The organism is Bariatricus sp. HCP28S3_A7 (genome assembly GCF_052066375.1).
Classification (GTDB): domain Bacteria; phylum Bacillota; class Clostridia; order Lachnospirales; family Lachnospiraceae; genus Allocoprococcus.
Map to the genome: position 1 here is coordinate 15190 of NZ_JBQHSG010000015.1, position 17020 is coordinate 32209.

The 17020-nt window shown below is 42.5% G+C and carries 11 protein-coding genes; 3 read left to right on the forward strand and 8 right to left on the reverse strand.

Going from position 1 to position 17020, the window contains the following annotated elements; all coding sequences use genetic code 11:
* Positions 1-100: 100 nt before the first annotated feature.
* From ACTNA4_RS10840 to ACTNA4_RS10855, 4 genes are all read right to left on the reverse strand, one after another.
* Entirely contained in the window at positions 101-1585 is a 1485-nt protein-coding gene (locus tag ACTNA4_RS10840) for an AAA family ATPase (RefSeq protein WP_441030000.1), read from the reverse strand.
* Positions 1586-1654: 69 nt separating this feature from the next.
* A complete protein-coding gene (locus tag ACTNA4_RS10845) occupies positions 1655-3715 on the reverse strand; it encodes a response regulator (RefSeq protein WP_441030002.1) in 2061 nt (686 codons plus the stop codon).
* Between the two features lie 135 nt (positions 3716-3850).
* A complete protein-coding gene (locus ACTNA4_RS10850) occupies positions 3851-4753 on the reverse strand; it encodes an ABC transporter permease (RefSeq protein WP_441030004.1) in 903 nt (300 codons plus the stop codon).
* 1 nt (position 4754) lies between these two features.
* Positions 4755-5663, reverse strand: a complete 909-nt coding sequence (locus ACTNA4_RS10855; RefSeq protein WP_441030006.1) for an ABC transporter ATP-binding protein — start codon at positions 5661-5663, stop codon at positions 4755-4757.
* A 188-nt stretch (positions 5664-5851) separates the two neighbouring features.
* Between ACTNA4_RS10855 and ACTNA4_RS10860 the strand changes: the two genes are divergently transcribed.
* Both ACTNA4_RS10860 and ACTNA4_RS10865 read left to right on the forward strand, forming a co-directional pair.
* A complete protein-coding gene (locus ACTNA4_RS10860; protein ID WP_441030008.1) occupies positions 5852-7165 on the forward strand; it encodes a glycosyltransferase in 1314 nt (437 codons plus the stop codon).
* Positions 7162-7869, forward strand: a complete 708-nt coding sequence (locus ACTNA4_RS10865; protein WP_441030010.1) for a polysaccharide deacetylase family protein — start codon at positions 7162-7164, stop codon at positions 7867-7869. Before ACTNA4_RS10860 ends, ACTNA4_RS10865 begins: the two co-directional genes overlap by 4 nt.
* Before the next feature lie 207 nt (positions 7870-8076).
* Here ACTNA4_RS10865 and ACTNA4_RS10870 read toward each other — a convergent pair whose 3' ends face one another.
* Genes ACTNA4_RS10870 through ACTNA4_RS10880 form a run of 3 tightly spaced genes read right to left on the reverse strand, consistent with a single transcriptional unit; the run spans position 8077 to position 15001 of the window.
* Positions 8077-10971 (reverse strand): NACHT domain-containing protein, encoded by a 2895-nt coding sequence (locus ACTNA4_RS10870; protein WP_441030012.1) that lies wholly within the window; start codon positions 10969-10971, stop codon positions 8077-8079.
* Between the two features lie 32 nt (positions 10972-11003).
* On the reverse strand, positions 11004-13763 hold the full coding sequence (locus ACTNA4_RS10875; protein ID WP_441030014.1) for an NACHT domain-containing protein: 2760 nt from the start codon (positions 13761-13763) through the stop codon (positions 11004-11006).
* Positions 13760-15001 (reverse strand): FtsW/RodA/SpoVE family cell cycle protein, encoded by a 1242-nt coding sequence (locus ACTNA4_RS10880; RefSeq protein WP_441030016.1) that lies wholly within the window; start codon positions 14999-15001, stop codon positions 13760-13762. Before ACTNA4_RS10880 ends, ACTNA4_RS10875 begins: the two co-directional genes overlap by 4 nt.
* A gap of 288 nt (positions 15002-15289) precedes the next feature.
* Here ACTNA4_RS10880 and ACTNA4_RS10885 point away from each other — a divergent pair, with 288 nt between their 5' ends.
* Positions 15290-15616, forward strand: a complete 327-nt coding sequence (locus ACTNA4_RS10885; RefSeq protein ID WP_441030075.1) for a LytTR family DNA-binding domain-containing protein — start codon at positions 15290-15292, stop codon at positions 15614-15616.
* A 265-nt stretch (positions 15617-15881) separates the two neighbouring features.
* Here ACTNA4_RS10885 and ACTNA4_RS10890 read toward each other — a convergent pair whose 3' ends face one another.
* Entirely contained in the window at positions 15882-16832 is a 951-nt protein-coding gene (locus tag ACTNA4_RS10890; RefSeq protein ID WP_441030018.1) for a sugar phosphate nucleotidyltransferase, read from the reverse strand.
* Positions 16833-17020 lie beyond the last annotated feature (188 nt).

Here is a 17020-nt window from a genome sequence, read left to right on the forward strand (position 1 = left end):
GTTCTTCCTCTTTCCTGTGTAACTGTTCCAACATCCGGCATTTACTCTTTACAAGGCGGCAACTCCAATATTCGGATTCCCCCTCTTCTTTCTATGGAGGCTACGGGAGCAGTTCCCGAACCATCTTCTCGTCAAAGGTCACAGAATCCACATGATTTACCTCGATCTGATAGAGCGCATTGGCTGCCAGATGTTCCGCCGCCTGCTCCAGATCACGGATTCCGCTGGTATTCTTGTAAATATCCATCACCGCATCCAGTCCTTCCGGTGTCAGTACGCATTCGTTGTCATACATGCCGATCCGCTTCATCACTTTCGGCAGTGCAAATCTTGAGAAAATGATCTTCTTCTCTTCCGGTGTATAGTCCGGGATCTCGATCACCGCAAATCTGGACATCAAAGGCGCACTGATCTGATCCCTATCATTGGCTGTTGCAATCGGATATACGCCGACCGTCGGAATCATACATTCAATATAATTGTCCGTAAATCCCAGATTGTCAAGAAGCGTCAAGAGCACATCTGCCGGATTCCCGTTCCCTTTGCCGGAAGCCGCTTTGTCCAACTCATTGATGATAAATACCAGATTCGACTCCCCTGCCATGGCGAAGGCTTCCATAATAATTCCCGGTTTTGCATTGGCATAGATCCGGGAACTTCCGGTGAGCTGCTCCGGGTCATTGATGGAACTCATATCCAGAGTCGTCCACGGAAGTTTTAAAATCCTTGCAACCGCATAGGCGATCTGGGACTTTCCGGTTCCGGCCGGTCCGATCAGCAGAAGTCCGTACGCCGGCAGAGTGTGTGTCCGGTTGATCTGAATGATGGTCTCAATGATTCTCTGTTTTACGCGCTCCATTCCGTACAGTTCTTCGTCCAGGATCCTGCGCGCTTCCTCCACATCGATGGCTTCAAAATAATTGCTCTTCCACTGCACGTTCATCATGATTGAAAGTGCTCTCTGCGCATGGCGGCGTTCCTCCTGAGAAACTTCATTTGACCGAGCGACCGCCAGATTTCTTCTTGCCCAGAGACGGATGTTATCCGGAAGCGTTCTCCCCGCACAGTTCATAAAATCCGTAATACTCTGGAGACTGGTCAGTTTCATGCTGTCTCCCTCTTCCTCCTGATCTTCATCCTCCAGTTCCTCGGACGGCACGTTGCTGGCCTGAAGCCGTTCGATCATAAACTGAAGAAATCCGTCCTCTGCAGACAGTTTGCTTCCTCCTCCGAACGCGATTTCCCGGATCTTATACACCGCATATCCTTCCGCCGTATCGGCACCGGAGAGCCGGACACTGATATGATTTTCACCGAGCCATTTGATCAGGCTGACAAAACGCGCATCGATCTTCAGGATATCCGCCTGGACCGTCTGATTTTCTTCCTTCACTTCGAAGGCGGTGCGCTTGACCGGATTGATGAACATTCCGCACGTGTGGTGCTTCAACGCTCCTTTCGAATTATCCAGGATCAGAATTGGATTTTCCGGTGATGTCTCAGACACGTTCGTGCGAAAGATCGTATAGGTACACTCGGAAATTTGTGCCTTTTCCGGCGAATTCTTAAAGTCAAATACTGGCATAATAAGTTCCTCCCTGTTGTATGTATAATTGTTATCTGTATAATAAATGTTGTTTGATAACTAAATTTTCTACTGCAATACCTGCCTTACCGCTTCCACCAGCTTCTGAATCTCCACCGGTTTCGCAATGTGTCCGTTCATCCCGGCAGCTGCGGCGTTCCTCTTATCTTCTTCAAATGCATTGGCAGTCATGGCAACGACCGGTACTTCTGCAAGAGAATGATTCTCCAGATTCCGAATCGCTCTGGTCGCCTCATACCCGTTCATCACCGGCATCTGGACATCCATGAAAATGATATCATACGGATCCTCCAAAGAGGCTTTCACCTTCTCCACCGCGCGGGCACCGTTCTCGGCCGTATCCGTGCGGAATTTCATTTCCTGCAGCATATAGAGCGCGATCTCCCGGTTCAGTTCATTATCTTCCACGAGCAGCGCATGTATGCCTTCAAATTCGGCAGAAGCGCGGTCCGTTTCGATGCCAGAATCCTGTGTACAGGTATCTTCCTTTTCTGCCTCTTCCAGAACAAAACGGAGCGTATAACTCGTTCCTTCCCCTTTTTTGCTGTGGCATGTAATTTCACCATCCAGCATATCTACAAGCCGCTTCACAATCGGGAGTCCGAGTCCGGTGCCTTCGATTCCGGCGACCTCCTCCCCTTCTTCCCGCTCAAAGAGTTCGAACTGTTTTCTCTGGAATTTCTCGCTCATTCCGATCCCGTTGTCACAGATACGGATCTCATACACGGAAGATTTCTCTTCGACGCGCTCTTTCTGCGAAACAGAAAAAAGGACATGACCGCCTTCCGGAGTAAATTTCTGCGCGTTTGCGAGCAGATTCACACAAATCTCACGCATGTGCTTCATATCACAGACCACCTTACAGTCACGAAGATCGTTCTCAATATCTAACCGGATCCCCTTATCTGCCATGGACTGTTCAAAGAGAAGCCCCATGGTTCGTCCCAGATCACCCAGATCCGCCTGTTCCATCACCGGCTTCAGCGTACCGCTTTCAATTCTGGAAATGTTCAGCACTTCGTTGATCAGATCCAGCAGTTCTTTCCCCGCCACCTTCACTTTTCCGAGACTGTCCTTCACGATGTCCGGATTGTCCACATTTTTCTCGGCAATCTCCGTAAATCCGAGTATCGCATTCATCGGCGTCCGGATATCATGGCTCATATTGAACAGGAAACGGGTCTTCGCCTCATTCGCGGACCTTGCCTTCTTCGCCGCCTTTTCCAGTTCCTCATTATGGATCTTTTTCTGATATTGTACAAATGCATACTGCCAATAACCGAAAGCAATGATGATCGAAATGATGATTGTACATAAACCGGCAAGGAATTTCTGTCCCGAAGTAATCCATCCTTCTCCGACCTGGATTTCAAAATACCAGGTATCATTCGGCACCGTACAGATCACCTGAATCGCCTGATCCATTTCCATATCTTCACATTTTGCTATGATCACTTTCTCACCGGTATTCGGGCTGGTGTGCCAGATCCGATAATGATAGCCGGAACTTTCCATCTTGTCCAGTCCCACTTCTTCCAGGAAGGTATTCCAGTTCAGAACCAATACGGAAAATCCCCAGAAGCTCTCATCCCTGTTCTCGCGATCCAGATAAATCGGATCAAGAATGAGGGCACCTGTTCCGCCCTGCGCCAGTTCAAAAGGCCCTGCAATCGTATACTGACCGCTACTCTTCGCGAGACCGGCCTCTTCTTTTCTTTCCGGATTTTCAAAGAAATTCAGCCCAATCGCTGCTCTGTTCGTCTCTTCCGGATATACTTCCTCCACAATTCCGTCCGGCGCATATTCAATTCCTTCAATGACGCCCCCATCGTCCATCATGAATTTCGACATATTCTGAAATTCATCGGGCCCAATCTCATAACCGTCTTCCACCAGTTTCTTCAAAATATCCGCCACCACAAGGTATTTATTGATCTGCGCTTCTATTCTTCTGGATGCTGCCCGCGCCGTATAGCGCGCCTGTTCTTTCTGTGTCTGTGCACTCAACTGACAGATATGATAGGCGGCACCGCCTATACCGATCAAACAAACGAAAAATACAAGCACAGTCCTGCTCCGGATCTTACGATATAATTTATGTTCTTTCATTTCAGCCAGCTCCTTACTCAAGCACATATATGCTCAAGACATTTTTTAAATTTTACCATATAGCAGGCATCAATTCCAGTTTTTTATTTCTTTTACCTTATCCTTCGGAAGCCCCTCCTCATTTTGGAAATCCTTCTATTTCTCCTTTGTTCCGTGCAGCATATTCAGCAGCACATAGATCACCAGAAGCAAAAGTACCGTTCCAATAAGGATCAGGTACATCATCGACTCGCTGACCTGTGTGCCGAAGAAATATAGGTTGCAATCAACCGCGTCTTTGATCGCATCGACCACTTCGGACGGGAAATTCTGATTGCTCATCTCTTCAAATACGCCCCTGAGCGCGTGGTTTCGCAGAAGGGAGGTTCCGTAGGTCCCCGGAAGGAAGGAAATCACTTTCTGCAGTCCGTCCGAGAACTGGGAAATCGGCATATAGGCGCCGCACAGGAATCCGTATCCTGCACTGACGATCGTACCCACAGCGGAAATCTGTCCCTGACTGGTAAGAAAATGATTGATTATACTGGAAAGCGCAGTCCCGAACATCACCAGAAGAAATACATCCAGCCAAAGGAGCAGCACATCCTTCATGGTCAGATACCATCCCACTTTGCTGACATAAAGAAGGCAGACCGCAGTTGCCGCATAACACACCAGAAGCGTGGAAATCAGTGTGGAAATATAGTATCCCAGTGCCAGCGTACTGCTTTTAACCGGTGAGATCGTAAGATCCCTTCTCGCACCGCTCACTTTATCCTGCACCATCAGCATATTGGAACAGAAAGCCACGGTCACACAGCAAACCGCAAGAAGCGATGAAGCCAGCTCTCCACCTACACAGCCGCCGATTAATTTATCAGATACGGATGCCCCTGCCGCCTCCAGCGACGAGCGGAAGGTATCCTCATACACGCTGCTCAAAAATGATGCATACAATACCAGCAGAATCATCGGTGTGATCAGCGAAGTAAAGAACATTCCTTTATCTTTAAAAAATAATTTTGTATCCCGTTTTACAAGTGCACATAATTCCCGCATCTTACACACCTCCCGTCAGTTTCTTTCCGGTCACGGTAAGGAACACATCATCCATTTTCCCTTTCGTAATTTCATAATCTTTGAAAATCTCCGGATAGCGTAGGATCAGCTGTGTCGCTGCAGCCGTATTCGGCACCGATATGCGGTACGCATCCCGGATCGCCTCATATTTTGCGCCGAGCATTTGGATTTCTTCTTCCTTCGCTCCGTAAATGGTAATAAAATCTCCGGTATACAGATTCTTAAGTTCCAGCGGCGTTCCCTTCGCCACGATCTGTCCACTGTCAAGAATGATGACATAGTCCGCATCCGCCGCCTCTTCCATGTAATGCGTGGTAAGGAAAACAGTCATATTCTCATTCTTTCTCAAATCACTGATAACGCTCCAGAGCGTATTTCTCGTCTGCGGATCCAGTCCCGTCGTCGGCTCATCCAAAATCAGGATCTTCGGCCTGTGGAGCAGCGCTCTCGCAATGTCGATCCGCCTTCTCTGGCCACCGGACAATTTACCCACCGTCCGCTTCAGAATATCTTCAAAATCCAGAAGGTGCGCCAGCTCTTTAAGTCTCACCTTGAATGCCTCACCGGTTATCCCGTAGAGTGCCGCCCGGCTCTCCAGATTCTCCCGCACACTGAGCGCTTTATCCAGAACCGAATTCTGGAACACCACTCCAAGCTCCCGCTTCACTGCATCCACATTCTGATCCAGATCACTTCCGTCGATCACAATTTTCCCACTGTCTTTCGAAAGCTGACCACACATAATGTTGATCGTCGTCGATTTTCCTGCCCCGTTAATGCCGAGGAAAGCAAACAGCTCCCCTTCCTTCACGCAAAAGCTCAGATCCCGAACCGCTTTCACCTCACCAAAACTTTTATTCAAATGCTTGATCTCAATTATATTTTCCATATTCTCTCTCCTTTACGAAGCCAGATCTCTTTCATCCTTTTTCTATATTGTAAACGAAATGGGTATTTTGCGATAGAGCTTAATTATACCGAAATGTGTCAATTTTTTAGATTGTTTATTGTTCATATATTACGAAGATTCACCACTTATTTTGTCGATTCATATACTAAACAAAAAAAGGTGATATTTTGAAATCGAAATTCATTCTTTCTATCAGTCTTGGCGGTATATGGCTTGCCATTTCATCATATTTTGCCGTTTACTGGGCAGAAGAAATCTCGTATTTTCTCCCGTCATTCTATGTCTGGTGGGTCATCATCGGCATTGCTCTTCTCCCCGGTTTTATGATGAGTACTATGTTTTTCTCAAACATGATGCAATTAAAAGTCCACAAATATCCGGATGTACAGGAAGATATCACGATTCTGATGTGTGCCCACAATGAAGAAAAATCGATTGTGCGCTCCATCCAGGCGATTTTCAACCAGCAATATGCCGGTCATATCCGGCTTATCGTAATTGACAATGTCTCCGATGACCGTACAAAAGAGATTGTAGGCGAGATGCAGAAGCGACTCTGTCAGGATTATTCCGATCAAAAGCAACCCACACAGGATAAACCAAAGCAGAATCGCTCCCTGGAGTATGTATACTGCCACCAAAAAGGCAAGGCTTTCGCGCTAAACCACGGCCTTAAGCTGGTCTGCACCCCGTTTTTCCTCACCGTCGATGCGGATACCTGTCTGGAAAAGCACGCAGTACAGAAGATCATGAACCACATCATTTCCCAACGAAGCGCTTGCGTCGCCGGCAATCTGTTCGTTCAGAATGCGAAATCCTCTCTGATCGCACGCATGCAGAATTATGAGTATCTGCTGAGCATCGCAGCAGTGAAGCGTTTTCAGGGAAGCTACCGCTCCACACTGGTAGCCCAGGGCGCGTTCAGTGCCTACCGCACCGACGCCGTCCGGGACGCGGGCGGATGGAAACCGGTGATGGGCGAAGATATTGTCCTGACCTATCATCTTCTCCAGAAGGGACTTTATTCCACCTACGAACCGACTGCAGTCGGATACGCCCGGGTCCCGGAGACCCTGCGCGGCCTTTACAATCAGCGAAAGCGCTGGGCCATCGGGATGCTGGAAGGCTTATCCGAAGTACCTCCCTGGCGGCAGGGAACCGGCTATTCCCGCTATTTCGTATCCATGAACGTCTGCGTGATCTACCTCGACCTCGCTTTCCTGTTCGGACTCATACCGGGGATCCTGCTTGCATGCCTCGGATATTATTATTTCGTAGGATGCCTCACCTTAGTTACCGTCGGAGTCTGCCTCCTGCTCTACCTGAGCATGTACCTGTACCAGAAAAAACTTGAAATTCCATTCCGGAACAGCTTGTCCGGCTTCATCGGATTCTTATTCTTGTTCCAGCTTATCCAGAGCACCGCGTCCCTGCAGGGATACTTCAGCAAACTACTGCCTAAAAAGGAGGCATGGCGATGAAACGGGGAAAAATAAAACGAGGAATCCGGAAACAGCAAAACGCCAAACAACGAAACCTGCTATTTTGTCTCCTAATACTAATGTTTATCCTGTGCCTGGCATGTGCACTAATCCTATTCGGCAGCAGTCGACAGAGGCGTAAGCCAATCCAAGTAGAGCATAATCCCTGCAGCCCTACCATCACGCTGACCTTCGATGACGGTCCAAACGCCACCTATACACCACAGGTTCTGGATATCCTGTATCAATATCAGGTACCTGCAACCTTCTTCGTGGTCGGGGAAAAAGTCGAGAAAAATGAGCAGCTCATCCGGGAAATGGATGCATGCGGCCACGAAATCCAGCTGCACAGCTTCTCCCACCCTGATCTAACCACATTAAGCTGTAAAGAAATTCAACGCGAATTCCGGCTGACAGAAAAGAAAATTCAGGAAATCCTGCCGGATTATTCGGCCAACTATTTCCGGCCTCCTTATGGCAGATATACAGAAGATACCGAGAAAATCGTCAGCATTCCGATGATGCTCTGGACACTCGACAGCAGGGACTGGAAATCACCAAACGCACAGGATATCTTTGACACAGTCATGTGTTCTGTTCAAGATGGAGATATTATCATCTTTCATGATGATAATGCTGAGACTGTAAAAGCGCTGGAACTTCTGATTCCGGCACTTCGTGAAAAAGGATTCCAATTTAAATAACTGGAGGACGGTTTGTGATCACTAGAGTGACCACAAACCCGTCCCCACCTACAACAGCTCTCGGATTGTAAATATGCAGATCAGAAAGTAGATAGCCATCATACAAGCGCTCAACTCCGCTAAAATTCCATTTTGCCTACTTTCTATCATTCTATTACTAATTTAATGCAAAAGCAACTTATTTTCACCCAATTATGTTTCTAATAGTTATAATTTACCTAACAAGCTTACAAATGCCTCTTTTATCTCTCCATAAATCAGATCATGGAATACATCATCTCCAAAATACAGGTGTAAAACAGATGAATTTGATCCCAAAACACTATTTTCACTCTTACCAATTTGTTTTAATTTATCAACATAATATGAATCTAAATTAGGATATGTTTGAATATCATCTTCTCGAAACTCAATAATTGGAGCAGTGTCTTCATCCTTACGAACCTCTACCCTTATATAACTAACTCCGGAAAATTTTCCTTTTCGATGAACAACACCTATCAGTCTGGTTACTGGTCTTACTGTTGATAACACCGGAATGATGTCCGTCGTTATCGTTTGTACTGCTTCATTTGACAGGGTAAGTATTCTTTCAATTTTCCTTACTAACTGCTCATCTGAATATAATTCATCAAACCAATAGGAATGTCTCCCCGGTTCCAAAGTTAAATCAGCCTTAACATCTAAGAAATTCTCTGCGTTATTCATCCTGAGTTTTAATACTTTGCAAAAAGTTATAATCCTATCTACGTCCTGGTTAAAAATCCCTGATTCAGTTACTTTACTGATAACACTGCTTATATCGTCAACGTATAAGCTCAAATCTCGTATGTCTTTTCTGATTTCTCTCTCATTTCGCAATTTTTTTAACTCTTTTTCTGTTCGCTCTACCAACAATACATCTATATCAATATCAAATACGCTTTTTTGATCTAACGCTACTTTGATTTGATTTTTAATAATATCAACTGCAATTTCTCTTGAAGAATCAAATCCATAGGACAAGAGCTCTAAATTATAATATCGTTCATGCAGGACTCCTATTGAAAATACAGATGAATTTATTGGTATCGTTGCCCCATCTGCTGTTACCATATGCATGCCATTTTCTGCTGATACCGTAACATCCAGGTTTTTTGCCTCCGGTGTTCCATTGTAAATTATCATGGAAATAGATTTTTGAGCAAAGCTCATATCTCCACGAATACAAACTTTCCCAGCTCCTTGTATATTATATCCGTCAAACACATGACGTATTTTATAAAAATACGTTTGGACTATGGTATCGTATGTTTTCAAAATCTGTGCATAATAGCTCTGGGCATATTCGGAGTCCAAATCTATTTCAATAATATCAAAATTTCTTCTGGACTCAAGCGCCTTTATAAACAACTGCAAATGATGAGTTTCCAGGTAATCCAACACATAATTCTGCTTCTGCTGATTCGAAATAATACCCGTCAAATAACAAATAACCTCATTATATCTTTCCTTTAATACATTGCTATCCAGCCAGGAAATCAGTTGCACCTTACTCCATGTAGACAATTCCACGGCAATAAAAAATTCCTCAAGTGCTTTATGGCAGAATTTTATTCCTTGTAAACCATCAGCCATCAACCCTGTTTTCCATATTTTTTCATACATGTTTGTTTTATTTAAACCAACACAGGCATTATCCAAAATCTCAAAAAATTGTTCTGTACTATCACCATTTTCATAACTATACATTGCATATTCGCCTAATACAGATTTCATAACATTTTCATCATACAGCGAACATGAAAGTGCCTTCATTTTTTCAGTAATATACTCTTGAAATAATGCCGCATGATTAGACGGAATTTTGTATTGATTATCTTTCTTTGATATAGAAACAAACATTTTTAAAAACAATGGCGTTCTTATAACCTCTATCAATTGTTTTGGTATTTGATGAATTTGGACTTGCATCTCTCCATGAGAATATTGTTTTAACAACTCAGTCACTCTATCATCATCTAATGGTTCCAGTGAATAGTGCACAAACTCCGTACAAAAATCACCTTTATAATTCTGCATTCTTGATGTAACAATTATTATATTATCCGTATTACGTCTCAGCTGATGCAAATTATACACCAAAACATCATAGTCATGCTCTACCTCGTCCAATGCATCAAACAAAATGATAAAACCGCCTTCCCGCAAACGTTTTTCGATCAATTCTTTTGTTACATAAGGTAAAACCATCTTAAATTCTTCATAAATCCCATCTACGATGGAATGGAATACTTTGCCATAATATCTTCCTTCTAAAATGACTGGTATTTTCTCCTCATCCTCATTGTATTTTGACAGATAGTCCCGCATCAACATCCACATCAGATAGGACTTGCCACCTCCGGGTTCAGATGTGATTATTTTACAGGTATTATCTAATATGTCATCATAACCTTTGCTTTCACCATTCTTAATAATATTTAAATCATATGTGAATTCCTTTAAACTTCGATCCACACATGTGCATAACTCCTCCGTACAACGTACCCGCATCGCATTTTTATAATTTTCATAAATATCTCGATTCGTCCATTTTCCCTTTACATCAGCAGATTTCTTCAACTCTAAAACCCGGTTATAATTTAAAAGATTTAATTCTTCCCATTTTTCAGGAATCTCTTTAACTTTACACGAGAACACACAAGTATCTGAATAATTTGCATTGACCACATAACCTTCTATGTCAGTTCCATTTGAAATCATATAAGCAACTGATTTTGTCCACGCGGAATAAAATACCGGCTGTCCTTTTACCAATATTTTTTCTTTAGGCTTTTTGGCTTCAAAAACAAGCAAACTGTGTTTATACACCCATTCTACTTCCGAATCAGATTTTCCTCTATGTTCATCAAATTCATTGGATGTAAATTGTAAAAAATCAGCAGCTTTTGTCTTTAATGCTTTACTTCCTTCGTATCCATATACCGGAAACTCTTCCGCTCTAAAATCCTTCGGATATTCTAAAAGTTCCAATAAGGGAACAATCAGTTTGCTTCTCACTTCAGCCTCAGACTGAATATTTTGTTTTAAAAAATCGTCTATTAAAATAGAAATATTCACTTAATCATTTGTCCTTTCCATTCTTCTGCGTCTTACAACTCGTTTAAATCGCGCCCCTCTATGAATATACGGAAAAATCTCCATTCCTTCTCTGAAAAATTACTTTTAATCAACTGATTAGGTATTTCGTTTTCCTGACATGCATAATACCATGTAAGAAGTACCAGATCTGCTCTGCTTTTCATATATTCAGTGACAATCCCTCTGACAATACTGAAAAGCATCACCAAAATCACCCCCGTCATAATTCCCGCAATCAGCAGTTGATTCATTTCCGGCACGTTACCGACTTCATAGAACCTTCTCTGCGACTCCATGTTGCTGAAATACACGGCGGCACGCTCTCCATAATGTACAACAAAGTATGCACTTCTCACCAGATAAATCAGTATCAACATCGGAATCGGTATCATCAGAAATAAAAATCTTCTGGTCTCACTTTTACTTCGATTCCGATATCCCGATGCGAGCACAGACTTTCCTTCCTTTTCAAGGCACATCCGCAGTAATGCCCTCGGAGAATATCGGATTGGAAAATTCATAATCGTTTTCTGACATTGGCTGAATATTCTTTTGCATGCATCCATATCATTTCCAACTGTCATATTGATATGGGCTGCCAACAATTCTGCCAGAAGCTTTCTGGTCACAATTTCTTTTATGTTTTTCAAATTATAGGTATTGGCTCGAGACAACGCATCTGCAATGACCATGTACTGATCATGATGCCGAAAATGCTTCCCCATATAATATTTTGCAACCAACAGATCAAAAAATGATTTATGTGCGAAAGCCATACCATTATTGACATAATCATTTACCAGTATTCCACAGGTACGAACGTCATTGATGATTGCCCATGCCGAATTCTTATCCTGACTTGCAAACTCTTTCACGGATTTACCATTCCGTATATTCATATACACAGAATTTTCCTGACTTAATTTATCCGGGAATAACTCCAATAATTCCCAGACAGTCTCATGAAAAACTTCGTATGAGATTGCAACCATTCCCATCTTATACATCTTAACGGCAATCCCAATCATAAAATATTCTCTTTCCACCGGCGAAAGATAAGAATAGGAATCCGCTCCGCTTTTTGCCGCCTGTCGTTCAAATGAATTCTGGAGGAATTCATTGATAATAATTGCCGAGGACAAATTCTTATATTTCTTTTCCAATTCTCTTTCATCCCAGATCAGACTCACCAAAAACAAATGTGATGGCCTGCTGATCAAATCAAGAAATGATTTTGAAATTCTATTTTTCAGGACATACTCTATTCCATCACGCACCGATTTCTTTGCATTGCGAAGTGCAGACAGAATCTGTCCTTCATCAAACGGCTGAAGCCATAATTCCTGACAATAGGGAAGTTCTTTCGTATCCTTCTGTATTTCAAGCGCTGCACTCATTTCCTCCGGACTCACAAAATAATTCGGTCTTCCCGTTATCAGAATCTTGCTTCTTCCGCAAGCTGTTAAAGACCACAAACTCCTAAAATGACGCTTTCGAATGTCGTCATTTCCCACCAGATCCATCTCATCAAATCCATCAAAAATCAGCAATAGACGTCCATTTGCATTAAGAATCATAAGCGCTTCCACATTGATTCCATATTGAACGGCAAAATAGGACAGTATTTCTGCCTGACTGGAATTACGTGGCGACTTATTTCTCAAAGGAATGAGGATCGGAATCCGCTCTGCTTTCTGCTGTATCATCTGATAAGTAAGATATATCGAATACAGGGTCTTACCTTGCCCAAAATCTCCCAGCAACGCCAACTGCCTATTCTCATCCTCACCAAGCCATTTCCAAATATAGTCATTCAATTTATGACGTTTCTTTTCTCCTTTAAGTGCACAGTCCGGCTCCACATATACATCCTCTATTTTGAATTGCGTACTTCCCATCAACGGATTATTATAAAGCATCTTTATTGCTCTATAATAATCTGAAAAATCCACTAACTGATCCAACGCATTCTTTTTAAAAATATATTCTATCTCTTGCCCATCTGTACATTCCTTATAATTACGTTCTTCTCCGTCTCTTACGGCCACTATAATACGAAAGTATTCTTCGTTAAAATTGAAAATATAATCCAGGAAATCCTTGATCTGCTGTTCCGTTGGTATGGAATCTGTACAGTATATTGCAATCTTATGATTGTCCATATAAGATGAAATAAAGCAATGCTCCTGCTGATGCCAGTCATTCTTTTCATCAATATGCGCCTGGTTGGACATCAATCTGTACATTCTCGCAAATTCAATATGCCACACCAATTCCCTGGTAAAATCATTCTCCGGCTGCTCTTCCATATCTGGGTATGGGCGGTATTCCTTCAGGTCCAGATTCTTTTTGCCGATTCCGGATATAACCAGCAATGCATCTCTCAGAATTCCCGCCGCATCATCCATGTCCTCCACATCATGCTTATACTGCCTTCTGCTGACAGGTCCTACCCAATAACGATAGGTGTTGCTGACAAACCACCAGCACAGTACAAACACAATTACAATCAACACTTTTGTCAGCAAAGTCAAATAATCGGAAGTCTGATGATCCAAATGAAGCAACCCCGCCAGAATGTCCCAGAATGACATCGGAGCCGCAAGCGCGGCAATTACATCCGTTGCCAAAGCGAACAACAGGGCAACACACTTAAATGCATAATACTCCCGCGTCTTCTTTTCTTTACCATTTCTGGCTTTCCAGATAACTCTGGCCAACAAGATAACCAGAACTGTACCAACCAGAAGAATAACGCCCCCACTTTTCATGACTCTTGCCTCCATACCGTCTGCGGACTTTTCCGGGAAATACTGAGCAAAATCCCAAGCAAAAAGAAATCAAATATCAAACCAGTCCCACTATAGCTTACAAAAGGCATTCTCACATTCGTTGGCGGAAGCAGATTCACTGCAACCAAAAGGTTTATTCCAAACAAAACCATATATCTGATTGTAATAACCGCTGCCATATAGAACCCCCTCCGTTCATTCATCCGTGTTGTAATCCGAATTGCTCTCCAGAAAAAATACGCATAAACAACCAGAAATCCCGCGATTCCAATCCATCCAATCTTGCGAAAAATCCCAGACGTTATGTAGGCATAGTTCATATTCCTCGTACAATTCATCAGCTTTGTATCTTCGATTCCCACTCCGAAGAATCCACCAGAGGCAATCGCATATATGGACTGTACAATCTCGACGCCGCCTCTGTCATACATTCCAAACGGATCCTGCCATACCTGAACCCGCAAGGGCAAGTTATGATTGATGAACAAAACCACAAATAGACCGAACCAAACCACAGCTATGAACCAAATAATAAACTGTGGTTTCTTTATAAAGAGAACAATCACGGCAATGCATGAAATAATCAAAACAGATCTTGCACTTCCAAAAAGCGCAAGAAGAGCGATCAGAACACCATATCGAACCAGAAATCGAGTACTGCACATATTCCTTCTTTTTTCACTGACTGCATCTGCCAAAACCATACAAGCCAGCAGTTCCATCAGCTCGCTGTATTGAATTGAAAATATCTCTCCAATCGAAAACCATAATTCATTTACTGTTCTTCTGATCGTAGTTGGAAACACAACCATGCAAATAATCATCATTGGCACAACAACATAATCCATCTTCAGAAACGTTCTATAATTCATTCTGGAAATCACCAGGGCCATAAATACTCCTATTATAGCCATAAATATTTGCCTGCGGGAAAAATAGAAGCTATCCATTTTCCAACTGTAAAACTCTGTCAGAAAAAGAATTCCAAATGCCGTCAAAAGAATTACCATGTATAATAATTTCATATCCATCCTATTATTAAAAAAAATGTCTTTTTTATCCTTTGTCTGCGTTTTCATATTATATACATCTTCTTCATTCTTATTTGTATTTCTCCATACAAGATTACTATATACTTTTTCCTTCGTAAAAAAAACCAAAATGTCTATTTTATTATAACTTTTTTCTCTTTTTTCGACAAATCCCACACAACACATTCAGTATTGTCTGCATCATATTCTGTTATTTACGCTTATAGATTTTTTTTATAATCTTTTTAAGAATATGCGTAAGTTTTTTATTTTAAATTGTTATTAATATAGAGTCATTCAATTTGACTGTTTTCACCAAGAACTTGTGTCGCCAGCCAAAGCGGCGGAATGGAGATTACTATGCACCAAACCCAAAACCTCTCACTGGACCTGCATCTTCAAGAGAAACTCACTTCTTTTGTAAATGAATATGGGCTATCCGGTCTGGATAATGCACTTGACCTATACACAAAAATGCACTGTAAATATGTTTGCAGAACAAAGACCTCTGTGTCAATAATTCATATTTATGATATCAACTATATTACAGTTAGTGGACATCAATTAACGATTCATACCGAATGTGGCACCTTTTCCAAATACGGAACACTAACAAAAGAGTTAAAACTCTTATCATCTTACGGTTTTATTCGATGTTCCCAAAATTATATTGTTGCTCTGTCTAAAATCAAATCAATAACAGAAAATACGATTATTATGATGGATCATAGCAAAATACATATTAGCAGAAACTATACTTCCAAAGTTATAATGGCTTTTACGATGCAGTCCAAGAAATAGTCTGTTACAGTATAAGCACCTGTGTTTTGTTGCTCATTATCAATGCTACAATTCGCTCCGTCCATTATAATTTAAATTGCCAAAAATAAATATAACCCGTATCAAGGATTCCAGTTTGAGTAACGTGGGGAAACGGGTTCGTGGTCAGCAAATTGACCACGAACCGTACCCAGCGCTCTATTGTTTTCCCTCAAAATTACAGCAGGCAAAATAAAAAAAGCAGGCAAAAACGGCTAAATTCCCATTTTGCCTGCTTTCCATCATTCTATAAATCCGAATATAATTCTTCCTGATACAGCCCGTCGCTGATCAGTTTCTTGAAGCTTTCCATAACCGCTTCTTTATCTTCTTTGTATGTAACACCAAACCATTTATCTTTGGTTTCCAGTACCTTAACTGTGTACTTTCCTTCTCGGAGCAGCCCGCCGATCAGAGTCGGAAGTAAATATTCTGCTTTCAAAGGATTCGCCGGAACATCCTTCTCAAAAAAAGTCCGGAACTCTTCTTCCAAAACCGTCAAGAATGCCGGTGCGCATCCATCCTCTGCCGGGAAGCCCCACATATTCATAGAAACGTAAGATTCCGGATCAAGCTTCACACCGTCAGCCGATGCTCCGACAGCTCCGGCTTCATCAACCGTTTTTACAATATTGCCGGTTTCCACCACATCGACAACATGGGTATGACCGTCTTCCACCTTGCAGACACCTCGCGTCACACCGCCGTTATCGGATAATGTATTTTTCAAAATAAATCCCGCCATGGCAATGGCATTCTCTGCGTGCTCCACCACCAGCCAGTCATGCATCTGACGATACGCTTCTTTTCCATAATAATCGTCTGCATTGATCACCATAAATGGCTCATGGATCATGTCCTTTGCCGCAAGAACAGCCTGTCCGGTTCCCCACGGCTTGGTGCGTCCCGAAGGTACTTCACCCGGAATGTCATTCAGATCCTGAAACGCATAAGCTACTTCAACGCCCTTTTTCCCACATACAGCTTCAATCCGATTTCCAATCCGCTCGCGGAAATCAGTTTCGATATCCTTGCGGATGACAAAAATAATTTTGTTAAATCCGGCTTCAATCGCGTCATGAATGGAATAATCCATGATGATCTCATCATGCAATCCGACAGGCTCCAATTGTTTGATTCCTCCCCCGAAACGAGAACCGATACCGGCGGCCATGATTAATAATGTTGTTTTTTTCAAAATATCATCTCCTCATTATGTATTTTAATTTCAAATCTAGAAAAACGCGAACGGATTCTCTGCGTCCGGATCATTAAACTGCTCACAATCCGCCTGCCAGATATCCATATCAGACTCAATTACTGAGCACAAATATTGATAATCTTCCTTACTGATTTCACCATGATCCAGCATACACTTGTAGAATT

Bases quoted from the DNA above. Each gene is read 5' to 3' on its own strand.
- ACTNA4_RS10885 (WP_441030075.1), top strand. From the start codon at position 15,290: ATGCACTGTAAATATGTTTGCAGAACAAAGACCTCTGTGTCAATAATT.
- ACTNA4_RS10880 (WP_441030016.1), bottom strand. From the start codon at position 15,001: ATGTGTTGTGTGGGATTTGTCGAAAAAAGAGAAAAAAGTTATAATAAA.
- ACTNA4_RS10845 (WP_441030002.1), bottom strand. From the start codon at position 3,715: ATGAAAGAACATAAATTATATCGTAAGATCCGGAGCAGGACTGTGCTT.
- ACTNA4_RS10875 (WP_441030014.1), bottom strand. From the start codon at position 13,763: ATGAAAAGTGGGGGCGTTATTCTTCTGGTTGGTACAGTTCTGGTTATC.
- ACTNA4_RS10855 (WP_441030006.1), bottom strand. From the start codon at position 5,663: ATGGAAAATATAATTGAGATCAAGCATTTGAATAAAAGTTTTGGTGAG.
- ACTNA4_RS10865 (WP_441030010.1), top strand. From the start codon at position 7,162: ATGAAACGGGGAAAAATAAAACGAGGAATCCGGAAACAGCAAAACGCC.
- ACTNA4_RS10840 (WP_441030000.1), bottom strand. From the start codon at position 1,585: ATGCCAGTATTTGACTTTAAGAATTCGCCGGAAAAGGCACAAATTTCC.
- ACTNA4_RS10850 (WP_441030004.1), bottom strand. From the start codon at position 4,753: ATGCGGGAATTATGTGCACTTGTAAAACGGGATACAAAATTATTTTTT.